Genomic DNA, 13,520 nt, shown 5'->3' on the forward strand with positions numbered 1-13,520 from the left:
CTTGTATCAACTTTCTAATTAGCTTAGAGAATTTGCTTTTAAGTTTTAAGCAGTTTTAGGAATATAAGGATTTATGATGTAAACAAATAAAAAAGTCTTCTAAAAATCAAAAGACTTGTGTTTTTAGCTAATAACACTGATTACAATAAATAAGATTACGAGCGCTATTACAGCAAATTTCATAAATTTTGATGATTGCATAAATAAAGGTTTAAGTTAATTATTCCAAATATCAGCAAATATAATTTTTTATTTGAATTAAGGGTAAATTCCTTAAAACAAAAAAGCTCCAGAAAAATCCAGAGCTTTTTAAAATATATTTTATAGAAAGACTATTCTTCCTTCATTGTATGATAAACGTTCATAACGTCATCATCTTCTTCGATTTTTTCGATCAATTTTTCAACGTCAGCAATTTGAGCTTCAGTTAATTCTTTAGTGATTTGCGGAATACGCTCAAAACCAGAAGAAAGGATTTCAAGGCCTCTGTTTTCTAATTCTTTCTGTAAAGCACCAAAACTTCCAAAAGGAGCATAGATTAAGATTCCGTCCTCGTCCTCAAAAACTTCCTCAGCACCAAAGTCAATTAATTCTAATTCTAATTCCTCTGCGTCGATACCATCTTTTGCAATTCTGAAGTTGCAAGTATGATCAAACATAAACTCAACAGAACCTTGAGTTCCCATTGTTCCATTACATTTATTGAAATAACTGCGAATGTTTGCTACAGTTCTGTTATTGTTATCAGAAGCAGTTTCAATTAAGATTGCAATTCCGTGAGGCGCATATCCTTCAAACAAAATTTCTTTATAATTGGCAGTATCTTTATTACTTGCATTTTTAATAGCGCGCTCCACATTGTCCTTAGGCATGTTTGCAGCTTTCGCATTTTGTATAACAGCTCTTAATCTAGAATTGGCGTCTGGGTTTGGTCCGCCTTCTTTAACAGCCATTACGATATCTTTACCAATTCTGGTAAATGTTTTGGCCATTGCTGACCAACGTTTCATTTTTCTTCCTTTTCTAAATTCGAACGCTCTTCCCATTTCTAATTTTTAGTTTTGTGATGCAAAAATACGGTTTTCCTAATTTTTACAAAAACAAAATTGTTCTTTTTTGTTTCAGGTTTTAAGGTTTCAAGTTGAAGGGCTTGCGCTGATTTTAACCGCAAAGTTCGCAAAGATTTTTTATTTAAGATTACGCTTATAAATACAAAGTTCGCAAAGCTAAATGGATAAAGCTTTGCGAACTCTTTTATTTATAAATTAACTTAAAAATTTCTTGGCGTTCTTTGCGTAAACCTTTGCGTACTTTGCGTTAAAAAAAAATCTCATGCACTTAATAAACCTGAAACTTGAAACAAAAAAAACTACTTAACCCCTCCATTAAATTCGTTAATGATATTAACGGCTTCGTTGAGGTACGGATTGGTTTTTAGATTATCCATTTGATATTGGTTAATCGTTTTATCATTTGGATAAGCTCCTAAAAGAAACTGATTCACACTCGAATTGTATACATCAAGGGGATTGTTTTCATCATTAAAAGTATTGATCTCAGTCCAAAGTGCGTTCAATGTTTTTTTCTGTTTAAAAACTGCATCTAACGTCAGCGGAATTTCAGCTTTTGGAGTATTTACAAGCTGATCTATTTTGAGATTGATCTTTTTAATGTTGTTGAAAAAGTAATTGTCGGACAATCTTGCCGAACTGTTTTTAGCAATCTTATCAATTAAATTTCGTTTAACATACGTTTTATATTTTAAGAAAGGTTCGATGCTATCGTTTTTTATAGCCGTCGGAAAATCACTTTCTTTCTGGTAAATGTCTTCATAGAATTCAGGAAGTACCACGTCTGGTTTTACACCAATATATTGATGGCTTTTACCCGTAATCCTGTAGAATTTATTGATTGTAATTTTTAAGAAATCGGTATTTTTTTCTTCCTCAAGCGGAAGAATAGTCTGCATAGTAGCTTTTCCAAGTGTGTTACTTCCTAATAAAAGAGCGCGATTGTAGTCTTGCATGATAGAAGAGAAAAATTCGCTTGCTGAAGCCGTATTGCTATTAACCAATACCACAATTGGACCTCTATAAATTACTCCCTTAAAAGGATCATTAATTATAGATTTCTCTTTTTTGTTGTCAATCACAATTGAAAGCGGACCATAATCTACAAACATTCCAGCCAGTTTTATGGCTTCTTCCATAGAACCGCCGCCATTATCAATAAGATCAATAACAAGTCCTTGTATGCTATCTCTCTGTAGTTTTATAACTTCACGTGCAACGTCATCGGCACAACCTTTTCTGCTGTTGCCGTCAAGATCTGCATAAAAACTCGGAATTTTTATGTATCCAATTTTGCTGTCTTTGCCAATAATGAAACTGAAAACAGAATTTTCTTCATCCTTCATCATTTGCTTTTCAATATAAACATCAAAACTTTTACCCGAATTGCGTTTTAAGGTAAGTGTAATATGCTTGTTGCTTTCAGATAAAATCATGGTCGATATAGACTCTAACGAAGCGCACGAAACCTGAAGTGTTTCTTTCTGATTGGAAATTGAAATAATCTGATCGCCTTTTTTCACTTGTCCTGTCTGATACGCTGGTCCGTTTGGATCAACCTCATCAATAATAATTTCGTTTTTCTCGTTGAGGTTTACCGTCATTCCAAGCGACAAATGTTCTTTGGATAAAGAAGCAACAAAACTTGTTTTAGAATCATCGCTAAAATAAGCGGTATGTGGATCAAAATACGTACAGAAGAAATTGTATAATTTTTCTTCTTGTTTTGCACTGGTTTCTATAAGGGTATTAAAACGGCAAATTTCATTCGTAAGAATTTGATTTTTAGAAGCCTGTTCGATCGATTTAAAATTAGCTTTTACAGAATCTAAATTCTCGCTCATCTCAGCAATATCGTCCAATATTTGATAGCGCAACTTTTTTACCCAAACCTTTTCCATGTCTTCTTTCTTTAAATAAAAGGCAAAAGACTTTTTATAAAAACGGATTGTGTCTTTCTTAGCATAATCAATAGGAAGTGTCTGGATTTTTTCCAAGACTTTCTTAGTGCGTATAAGACCATTTATGTACACCGCTTTTATATCAGTAAGAAAGCTGCAATCATTCTTTAGAATCAGATCATCTAAATTGTATCGGTATTTTTGAGCCAATTCATCGTATTCGCTTTTAAAAAAAATATTGCGTGAAGGGTCAAGCTCATTAATTAAGTTGTCAAAAACGAACACAGATAGACTATCATCAACTGGTTTTGGCCTTAAGTGTTCTGCTTGAATAAGCGCATTTATTTTGTTTAATATTTCACAAGTTTCTGCGCTGTTCTGACCAATGGATATAGTTGATGTCAGCAAAAAAAGGAGTAGTGAAATCTTTTTCATAAATGGAAATTCATGGGTTCATGATTAAAGTTACACTAAATTTTTTGAAAATTGTAGTATTTTTAATAAAATATCGACAACGAAAAGTTTTTAATCGTTAAACGAACGCACGCCAAATAATTTAACCTGAATCTGCTTATTTTAAAGCAAAAAAAATGCGTTACAACCGTAACGCATTATTTGAATTATATAGTCAAAACTTATTTCTTGTAAAAAGGTAATTTTACCACTTTTGCAGGAACATCATTTTTTCTGATTCTAATAAAAATATCGCTGTCAACTGCACTGTTTGCAACTGTCACATATCCTAAACCAATTCCTTTATTCATAGAAGGAGACATAGTTCCAGAAGTTACAATTCCGATTACCGCTCCAGAACCATCAACAATTTCGTAATCGTGTCTTGGCACAGCACGCTCTTGCATTTCAAAAGCAATTAATTTTCTAGTAACACCAGCCTCTTTTTGCTTTTTAAGCGCCTCAGAATTGGTGAAATCTTTAGTGAATTTTGTAATCCATCCTAAACCAGCTTCAAGCGGAGAAGTAGTATCGTTAATATCGTTTCCGTAAAGGCAGAATCCCATTTCTAAACGTAAAGTATCACGAGCAGCAAGACCAATTGGCTTAATGCCAAAAGAAGCTCCAGCTTCAAAAACTTTGTTCCAGATAGCCTCAGCATCCGCATTTTTGCAATAAATCTCAAAACCTCCAGAGCCAGTATAACCAGTAGCAGAAATAATAACATCGTTAAAACCTGCAAAATCGGCTACTTCAAAATGATAATACGTAATAGCAGACAAATCTACAGAAGTCAAAGACTGCATAGCTTCAACTGCTTTTGGCCCTTGAATTGCCAATAAAGAATATTCGTCAGAAAGATTCTTCATATCAACTCCTAAATCATTATGAGATGAAATCCAGTTCCAGTCTTTTTCAATATTAGAAGCATTTACAACCAGTAAATACTCTTCTTCTTTCATTTTATAAATAATTAAATCGTCAACAATTCCGCCTTCATTATTTGGAAGACAAGAATATTGTGCTCTTCCGATAGTCAAAGTAGAAGCATCGTTTGAAGTCACTTTCTGAATCAAAGCCAGTGCATTTGGACCTGTCAATAAAAATTCACCCATGTGTGAAACGTCAAAAACGCCGACACTATTACGAACCGTTTCGTGTTCAGCATTAACCCCTTCATAAGTGATAGGCATATTATAACCAGCAAAAGGAAGCATTTTCGCTCCTAAACCTTCATGTATGTGCGTAAGCGCAGTATTTTTCATTGTGTTGTTTTATAAAATTGTTTTGCAAATCTATTCAAAAAATATCAAATTAAAAGACCTTAAATTATAAATTTCGCAATAATTTGGAGCTATTTCCTGCTATCCGCTATATCTTTTGCTTTTTAAAGAAAAAACAAAAAGGATATCGCTACTATCAGGGCTAAGGCTAACAGTTTCAAAAGACGAGTTATGATTTCGATTTTTTATGTAATTTTATTGTATAAAAGTATTTAAATGAAATCACCGTATTTAATTAATAAAAAAGAATTTCAGAAATTATACAAACCTGTAAATCCTCAAACTCATAAAGGAACACAAGGACATGCGGTGATTATTGCCGGAAGTTACGGCAAAATAGGAGCAGCGGTTTTAGCCTCAAAATCCTGCCTCAAAACAGGCTGCGGACTTGTAACAACTTTTGCGCCAAAATGCGGTTATCAAATACTTCAAATCTCCATTCCAGAAGTAATGGTTGCAACAGATGAAAACGTGAATTTTATAACCAATATTCATTTGCCATTAATTCCGCAAGCCATCGGAATTGGTCCAGGAATAGGGAAGGAGCTCGGAACACAAAAAGCCTTGTTTGAATTTTTAAGAGTCAATAAAGCGCCTTTAGTTCTCGATGCAGATGCACTAAATATTATTTCCGAAAATTTGTCGTGGTTAGAATTAGTTCCAGAAGACACCATCTTGACACCGCATCCAAAAGAATTAGAACGTTTGATTGGAAAGTGGAATTCAGAAGCTGAGAAATTCCAAAAAACAATTGCTTTTTCAGAGAAATACAAAGTCATAGTAGTTATGAAAGGCGCACCGACCTACATCATCAACAGAACTTCAGTCTATGAAAACACAAGCGGAAACGCAGCACTCGCGACCGCAGGAAGCGGAGACGTTCTAACCGGAATTCTCACAAGTCTTTTAGCGCAAGGTTACGAACCTAAATACGCTTCAAAAATGGGCGTCTACCTCCACGGATTAACAGCCGATTTAGCCTTGCCAAAAACAGGTTATGAATCTTTTACGGCTTCTACGATTATTAAGTATTTAGGAAAAGCTTTTCTCGAATTAGATAATTAGAAAATGTGGTAATTTGATAATTGTATGCAGTTTTGTCATCCTGAGGAACGAAGGATCACACAAGTAATTCTGCACAGTAACCATAAAGTAATTCGCCAATCTTTGTCGAGTTTCTAGCGTGATCCTTCGTTCCTCAGGATGACAAAAAATGAGAGTAAATCTGCCATGATCTGCTCAAATCTTTTTGAATCTGCGTGAAAGGAAAAATCTAAAATCAAAAATCATTAAGTTTGTAACATCCAAGATTAGAGACTTAGCAACTTAGTTTCTTAGCATCTTAGAATCTTTAAAAAATGAGAAATTTCGATTTAAGAACAGTAAACGTCATGCGTTATATAACGCCACTGCGCGAAGGCGGTTCTTTACCCGCTTTAGCAGAAGCCGATGACGACTTTAAATACGTATTAAAATTTAGAGGTGCCGGGCACGGCGTAAAAGCCTTAATAGCCGAATTAGTAGGCGGACAAATTGCAAAAGCCTTAAAGCTACAATTGCCAGAATTAGTATTTGCAAACCTTGACGAAGCTTTTGGAAGAACCGAAGCCGATGAAGAAATTCAGGATTTACTGCAAGGAAGTCAGGGCTTAAACTTGGCACTTCATTTCCTATCTGGAGCAATAACTTTTGATCCTGCGGTAACCACTGTCGATGCTAAATTGGCTTCACAAATTGTTTGGCTAGACGCCTATATCACCAATGTTGATAGAACTTTCAGAAACACCAATATGTTGATCTGGCATAAAGAATTATGGCTGATCGATCATGGTGCTTGTTTGTATTTTCATCATTCTTGGCATAACTGGGAACAACATGCTAAAAGTCCGTTTGCGTTGATAAAAGATCACGTTTTATTGCCTCAAGCTTCTCTTTTAAAAGAAGTTGATGCCGAATTTAAAGCGATTTTAACTCCAGAAGTTTTAGAAGAAATTGTCAATACAATTCCATTAGATTGGTTGCAGTGGGAAGATGCAGACGAAACTCCAGAAGGATTGCGAAATGTGTATCTGCAGTTTTTAAAAACAAGATTAGAGAATTCAGAAATATTTGTAAATCAGGCGCAAAATGCAAGATAACCACTTATACGAATATGCTGTGATTCGTGTTGTACCAAGGGTAGAACGCGAAGAATTCCTGAATATCGGAATCATTTTGTTTTGCAAAAAAGCCAAATTTATAAAGGTTCTTTTTCATTTAAATAAAGAAAAAATACAAGCCCTTTCTGCCGATTTTGATGTCGAACAGTTAGAATGTAACCTGACTTCGCTAGTAAAAATCGCCAACGGAGCCAAAGACGGCGGTCCAATTGCCGAATTTGAGATTCCAGAACGTTTTAGATGGTTAACAGCCATTAGAAGTTCTGCGATACAAACTTCAAGACCTCATCCTGGCTTGAGTCAGGATTTGGAGAAAACGATTCAGCGCTTATTTACTGAACTTGTTCTTTAAACCATATAAGTTATATAAGATAATTTAAGGTTTGGCTTAAAAAGAAATCTCGCAAAGACACAGAGTCGCAAAGTTTTTTTAGGTAAAGTTTCCATACAGTTTGTCATTTCGAGGAACGAGAAATCTCCACGAGAAGCTCTACAAAGATTGGATTTTCGTTGCGGAGTTACTTGCGAAGATTTGCTTCGCCTGTTCGCTATCGCTCGAGTCTCGTTCCTCGAAATGACAATATTGGGGGATAATGCATAAAACAAAAAACTTTGCGACTCTGCGTCTTTGCGAGATTAAAAAAAAACTTAGATTCCTTTAAAAATCCAATATTCCAAAAAGGCATTCATTAGAAAAATGAAGCATAATATTTTCCTTTTCTTGATTTTCAATAACCAATAAATCATAAGGTTCTAAATGATACAGCTTTTCATTAATTATAATAACGGTTGTATCTAAAGAAAATAAAATTACTATTTCAGCAGTACAATTCTGATTACTATTGGTTATTTCCAATTTATGATGGGATATTTTTTCTGAAACCATCCAATTAAAATCAGTGCCTTTGGTGAAAGAAGTTACTTCATCATTCGAATTAAATTCCATGATTTCATACTTCTCGTATTCTTTTTTTTCTTTGTTTACCTCGACATCTAAGTCGTTATCAAGCATAACCAAATATCGGTAATAGCCTTTAAATTTGGTAAACTCTGAAGGCGTTTGCTCTATTGTAGCACTGCTTATTCTAAACACAAAATCTCTATCGGCATAAATGGCTGTTTTTGGATAAATCATATATTCATACGTCAATCCACCACTCCAAATAGAGGGTTTAGTATTTTTTTTAGAGAAAAGCTTTATGTTCATTTATTGAATATTTTAATATACATCTTGAATCCGACGTTTAAAAATCTTACCTCACTTATATGGTCAAAAAAACTTCGTGTCTTCGCGCCTTTGTGGCAAAACAAAAACTTAAATGCTTTTCTCTAAGTAAATAAACTCCAAAGGAACTGCCGAAACGGTAGTATGAATTTCGCTTTCAGGAAAAGCCTCACGTTTGCCAGTGTCAACATAACCGTGACGTTTGTACCAAGCCACAAGCTCTTCGCGAACCGAAATAACCGTCATAATAATGCTCGACAATCCCAAAGATTTTGCATGATTTTCGGCTTCGGCCAAAAGTTTTTTCCCGATTCCGCCGTTTTGAAGTTCAGGCGAAACGGTCAGCATTCCTAAGTACAATTGATGTCCTTTTTCAACCAATAAAACCGAACCAATAATCTTGTCATTTTCTGTAAATTTCAGAATCGTATTTTTTGGATCAAGAAAGATTTCGGTCATTTCCTGCTCATCGGTTCTTTTTCCTTCTAATAAATGCGCTTCGGTGGTCCAGCCTTTTTTAGAAGATTCACCTCTATATGCTGAGTTTATTAAGATGGTTAATGCTGGAATATCTTCTAAAGTTGCTTTTGTAATCATATATTGTTGTGAAATGTGAGGTGTAAAATTACATTAGAAAATAGCTTTAGCCTAATGTTTTATGTTTTTTGACTAAATTTGAATTTGTCAATTCGTACAAACTACGAAAAAAGTATCTTACAAAAATACTTTTGTTTTTTACAGGAATTTATTTTTGTTTAAGAATTTTAAATATCTTTGAATTATGAGTACAGCAACAAAACCAAAACATATCGGCAGAAATATAAGCCGTATCAGAGAGCTTAAAGATATGAAGCAGGATGCACTGGCAATTGCTTTAGGCATAAGTCAGCAGATGGTTTCAACTATCGAAAACAGCGAAACGGTTGACGAGCAAAGATTAATTGAAGTAGCAAAAGCTCTTGACGTTTCTGTTGAAGCAATTAAAAACTTTTCGGATGAAGCGGTTTTTAATTATTTTAATACTTTTAATGATGCTGTTTCAAATAGTAGTTTTGGACAAGGTGCAAATAATAATTACGACTGTACTTTTAATCCTTTAGATAAAGTTGTTGAACTTTACGAACGTTTGGTGCAAGCTGAAAAAGATAAAGTGGAGTATTTGGAGAAATTATTGAATGGGAAATAGACGTTTTTAGACATATATTATTTATAAAAGAGATCTTACAAAGATCTCTTTTTTTATTGTTTATAGCTAACGGGAACGTTTCAGTTTTTAATTTACCAATCTTTGCGTCCACAAATAATATGATTGCGTGAGCGAGGGAAACAGGAGCTTTTATTTCAATAAGAAATCTAGTTCATTATTAAATAATATAGAAAATGTTTGATGGTTAGTTATTTTATCTGAAATCAATTGAGCGTATTTTGCTTTGATATTCCCTTGGTTTTTTTCTGTACTCTCTGATAACTCATTGATTGCGTTTTCCCATATCTCTTTATCAATATTTTGGTAATAATCTTCCAGAGAATGTTGTGATAATTCAATAAATCTTATGTCTAATCTTTTTTCAATTTTTTTCATTCTATCTTTAAGTTTTGGATCATCAATTTCATCCAAGTTGTCAATAATTATAAAATATTTATCGAAATAATATGGATTACATTTTATCAGTGTATTAAGCTTTTCAATTTCATATATTGTATTTGAAAAGTCTGCAACTTTAGATATTCCAGAGGCAGATACAAATTGGATATTCTTAATTAAACCTTTATCTCTCGCTGAATCTAAAATAATTTGCAAAGAATATTCCTCTAATATTCCATAATTTTCTGGGTATCCAATATCAGAGATGTCTGCGCCAAGCATTTTATTCACTATATATGCACATTGAGAACCTTTGTAGCCATAACTTTCATTAGTTTCAATCCATGATTGTTTATTAAAATCAATTGATAAAGGCTTGCCATTTTGAAGTGGATAGACTTTTTGGTTTTGATATTTTGATGATGCCGTAATTATAAATGGACTATGGGTAGATATAAAGAAATAAACTGTTTTTGCTATTTCTGGATTTATTTCTTCGAAAATGGAATTTAAAATATGTGGAATTTCTTTTTGGTAATTAGGATGAAGATTGTTTTCAGGTTCTTCAATGATGAAAATATTTGTAGAATTTGCATTTTGGATTGTCATTATCCATTCTTTGATTATTTTAGAAAAATTATGCTTTGCTCTTAGGCCATCGGCAATAAACGTTGGATCTACAGTACCCGAATCACTTTCAAAAATTAATCTCCCATTGTCTTGATTAAATGGGTCATTTTGGTCAACATATTTTTTTGCAACTAATTTAGAATTACCTGTTTCTTCTAGAAAAGTATTTAATCTGTCTAATGAAGCAACATCTCCAATACCAATTAAAGAATCTATTTTAGCTTTTCCTCGAAGATTATTCATTCCTTTTTCATTTTCACCATTAGAAATCATTAAGTGAATATTAAGAGATAAATTACTTCGTTCTTCTGTTTTATTAGGATTGGTGATATTCCAAAATAATTCTGAATGTTTATTATCAACTGAAAATTTAACAATGCTTTCTGGTCCAAAAAAATGTCGTGAATTTGTACTGTCTCTTAAGTATGAAAGCGCATTTAGAACACTAGTTTTACCACTTCCATTTTCACCAACTAAATAGTTGACAAATGAAAAATCATTGAGAGTGATTTCACTAGTTACTTTTTTAAATTTTTTCAGAGTAAGTCTTGTATTCATTTATCGTTTGATATTATTTAAAGTTATAACTCGATAGCGCGGATTTGTAATCCGTGCCCGCAAAGATTGGCAAGTTCTCTTTCTAGAAACATTAATTTGCATAATTTTCGTTTAATGATTTGTTTTGTGTCTCACTGTTGCGGGCACGGATTACAAATCCGCGCTATCGGGATATTTTAAGTTTTCCATTTTCGATATCTCTCAGAATCCAGTTTTTATAAATGTAATTCCATTTCGTTTCATGTGTCTATATTCACCAGAATGCTCTGTCCAAGGCAAAATTTCAAATATATAAAGCCAATATTGCTGAAAATCAGTAGATTTTAACAATCGTGCATGAATTTTATATTCTTGTAAGTAGCTTGCTTGTTGATGTTTTTTATCAATTCTAAATGCTAAAAGCATAAATACACAATCATTAGATTGTATTGAATCAGTTTTAATGGTAGCAATTTGCAGATCAAAATTATACTTTAAGGCATAATAAATTGCATATGAGCATGCTTCGTAAATTTTAGTTCTTATTCCATATTCATAAATATCTTTTGCAATCTTTTCAATAATTGTTACATCAATAGAATGGGCTTGGAAAACATATTCGTCGAGTAAATTAATTAAATATGGATAAAGTAAAACTAAATGATGAATTTGTTTGATGTAGTAATTTTTAGCGCTAAACGCAAGATACTTTCCTGATATTATTTGAATTGCGTAATTAATAATTGATACATCACATCCTTCTTCAAGCATCAATTCAATTGCGAAATCAAAGAATCCTTTTAGTTCTTTTACTCTAATTCCCTCAGTTCCATTTGGTGAAACATAAGTATTTGTAAAATTAAAATGATTTAGTTTAGTAACCCAATTTTTGACATCAGCCTTAGGTAAAGATATAATTTTTGATTTTTTAGAATTTAAAACTAGTTCATATTTTTTGAGTTCTTCTGATAGTGAAAGGATAAACCTTTCAGCATCTTCATAACTACTCGTATAACAAGTATAGTCATCTATATTACGAATATATTTAAAACCACTATTTACTAGTTCATGGTCAACTGAAGTTAGAATTATTTCTGAAATTAAATTTGATGCGTGTGGTCCAATAAGTAATCCATTTGTTTCTCCAAACTTTAGATTACGTGTTTTAAAATCAATTTGGTTAAACCATAATCCTTGACCTCTGTTAGTTTTGGCAAACTGTTTTGTTACTAATGCCCATGAAATAGAATGGCTATACATACTAGGAAAACATGTAGCAACATCTGCATGTGCAACATATTTACTTTTGATTATCAAATCTTGTTGTGGTTCAGCGTCCATGTAAAAATTTTTATAATTCATTTCAAATAAACTATTTCCATTGAATAGCTTACGAATATGAATTCGGCTGACTTTATGAGTTTCAGTACTAGTTTTATTTCTAAAATGATCAACAATTGTTAGCCAGTTTGAAGAAAGAAATTTGCACAAATTTGCGTATGCAAAAGGGTCTGGAATTGCTAATGGTCTCAGGACATTTATATTACGCATATTGGAATAACGAACATAATCTCGCTCATTATTTTGGTTTGGAAAGGTTGCTGTTTTTGTATAAGCTAAAAAACTTTCACTTGATAAAAAGTTAGGGATTTTATTAGCGAACAACCCATGACCTACAAAACCGTCATATAATTCGGCTGGAGTGATGTCAGTCATGTAATCAATGTATGGTGTCATAATTTATTGTGCTTTTTAAGAATGTTGCCTAACGTTCTGCCGCTACATGAAGTTTGGGATTAAGAAAGAGTAATCTTTCTGATTTGTCAGATCTTTCAAGTACAAAACTATCTATAAATTCAGCCAATACGCAAATCTCATGTAATGGTTTTATTTTATTTCAATTAATTTTTGAGGTCCAAATAAATATATTTTCACCTTTCCATCAAATTCTTCGCGGAAGATTTCTAATTGACTTTTCATGAAAATTTCGGCTTGTTCAAATATTTCTTGAGTTCTCGCACATGCAATAATGAAACACTCATTTTTTGGAGCTTTAGATAATAATGTCATTTTTTTGAAGTCTCCACTTATTTCTTTAATATCTTCTTTATATCTAAAATATTTAAGTTCAATAGTTAAAGCTTCATCATCATATTTGTAACCTTTCTTTTTTAGTTCTGGAATGTAAGCAAGATAAAGTTTGTTTTTATCGTAAGCTGTAATATCAACAATGTATTTACTATTTGTAACGTATTCATCGTACCAAGGACTTTGGGTATTTACGCTCACATTGCTGTCGAATTTGTTTCGAATATTATTGCTCAAAATTGATTCCAAGTCACTTTCGTTTAGTAAAGTGAATTTTTCATTTTGAAAATTTTCGGCTGTTTCTTTTATAGATTCTATTGCTTTTTCAGTAAACATATTTTGACTATATTACGTTTTTTTTAAATCTCTCCTAAGTCATTATAAGCGAAACAAACTTTCGCATCTACACCTAAAATTGGATAGTTAAGCGAAAGTTTGTTCCGTTTTCTTACTTCCAAATATATGTATTTTTTCTTGCCAATTTTTACGGATTTCCGTACTTGATATCTTTATTTATTAATTCAAAATAAAGAATGAGAATTCAATAAAAAAGCGAGTATTTTTTTTACTCGCCTTGATCATTTGTTTT

Annotated in this window: 12 protein-coding genes; 4 read left to right on the plus strand and 8 right to left on the minus strand. The window is 32.6% G+C overall.

The window, feature by feature from the left end:
• Window positions 1–332: 332 nt before the first annotated feature.
• The 3 genes from ABXT06_RS14570 to gcvT all read right to left on the minus strand — a co-directional run bounded on the left by ABXT06_RS14570 (window position 333) and on the right by gcvT (window position 4,689).
• Window positions 333–1,046, minus strand: a complete 714-nt coding sequence (locus tag ABXT06_RS14570; RefSeq protein ID WP_012024626.1) for a YebC/PmpR family DNA-binding transcriptional regulator — start codon at window positions 1,044–1,046, stop codon at window positions 333–335.
• A gap of 323 nt (window positions 1,047–1,369) precedes the next feature.
• Window positions 1,370–3,406 carry a S41 family peptidase gene (locus tag ABXT06_RS14575; RefSeq protein WP_354591397.1) on the minus strand — a complete coding sequence of 679 codons (2,037 nt, stop codon included), beginning with the start codon at window positions 3,404–3,406 and terminating at the stop codon, window positions 1,370–1,372.
• 200 nt (window positions 3,407–3,606) lie between these two features.
• A complete protein-coding gene (gene gcvT / locus ABXT06_RS14580; RefSeq protein WP_354591398.1) occupies window positions 3,607–4,689 on the minus strand; it encodes a glycine cleavage system aminomethyltransferase GcvT in 1,083 nt (360 codons plus the stop codon).
• A 234-nt stretch (window positions 4,690–4,923) separates the two neighbouring features.
• Here gcvT and ABXT06_RS14585 point away from each other — a divergent pair, with 234 nt between their 5' ends.
• From ABXT06_RS14585 to ABXT06_RS14595, 3 genes are all read left to right on the plus strand, one after another.
• Window positions 4,924–5,772, plus strand: coding sequence for an NAD(P)H-hydrate dehydratase (locus ABXT06_RS14585; protein ID WP_354591399.1), 849 nt, complete (start codon window positions 4,924–4,926; stop codon window positions 5,770–5,772).
• A 293-nt stretch (window positions 5,773–6,065) separates the two neighbouring features.
• Window positions 6,066–6,845, plus strand: a complete 780-nt coding sequence (locus ABXT06_RS14590) for a HipA family kinase (RefSeq protein WP_354591400.1) — start codon at window positions 6,066–6,068, stop codon at window positions 6,843–6,845.
• Window positions 6,835–7,218 carry a DUF3037 domain-containing protein gene (locus ABXT06_RS14595; protein WP_354591401.1) on the plus strand — a complete coding sequence of 128 codons (384 nt, stop codon included), beginning with the start codon at window positions 6,835–6,837 and terminating at the stop codon, window positions 7,216–7,218. The genes ABXT06_RS14590 and ABXT06_RS14595 overlap by 11 nt, the downstream gene beginning before the upstream one ends.
• Window positions 7,219–7,524: 306 nt before the next feature.
• On the opposite strand, the gene ABXT06_RS14600 is transcribed toward ABXT06_RS14595, so the two are convergent.
• A complete protein-coding gene (locus ABXT06_RS14600) occupies window positions 7,525–8,073 on the minus strand; it encodes a HutD family protein (RefSeq protein WP_354591402.1) in 549 nt (182 codons plus the stop codon).
• A 108-nt stretch (window positions 8,074–8,181) separates the two neighbouring features.
• Entirely contained in the window at window positions 8,182–8,688 is a 507-nt protein-coding gene (locus ABXT06_RS14605; RefSeq protein WP_354591403.1) for a GNAT family N-acetyltransferase, read from the minus strand.
• A 184-nt stretch (window positions 8,689–8,872) separates the two neighbouring features.
• Between ABXT06_RS14605 and ABXT06_RS14610 the strand changes: the two genes are divergently transcribed.
• Window positions 8,873–9,277 (plus strand): helix-turn-helix domain-containing protein, encoded by a 405-nt coding sequence (locus ABXT06_RS14610; protein WP_354591404.1) that lies wholly within the window; start codon window positions 8,873–8,875, stop codon window positions 9,275–9,277.
• Between the two features lie 150 nt (window positions 9,278–9,427).
• Here the strand turns inward: ABXT06_RS14610 and ABXT06_RS14615 are convergent, their stop codons facing one another.
• From ABXT06_RS14615 to ABXT06_RS14625, 3 genes are all read right to left on the minus strand, one after another.
• Window positions 9,428–10,864: an AAA family ATPase gene (locus tag ABXT06_RS14615; RefSeq protein ID WP_354591405.1), complete on the minus strand. Its 1,437-nt coding sequence runs from the start codon at window positions 10,862–10,864 to the stop codon at window positions 9,428–9,430.
• Window positions 10,865–11,065: 201 nt separating this feature from the next.
• Complete coding sequence (locus tag ABXT06_RS14620; protein WP_354591406.1) at window positions 11,066–12,580, minus strand: RNA-directed DNA polymerase; 1,515 nt, start codon at window positions 12,578–12,580, stop codon at window positions 11,066–11,068.
• 150 nt (window positions 12,581–12,730) lie between these two features.
• Window positions 12,731–13,267, minus strand: coding sequence for a hypothetical protein (locus ABXT06_RS14625; RefSeq protein ID WP_354591407.1), 537 nt, complete (start codon window positions 13,265–13,267; stop codon window positions 12,731–12,733).
• Window positions 13,268–13,520: the final 253 nt, after the last annotated feature.

Origin of the sequence: Flavobacterium sp. UW10123, assembly GCF_040538975.1 — a bacterium.
Classification (GTDB): Bacteria; Bacteroidota; Bacteroidia; order Flavobacteriales; family Flavobacteriaceae; genus Flavobacterium.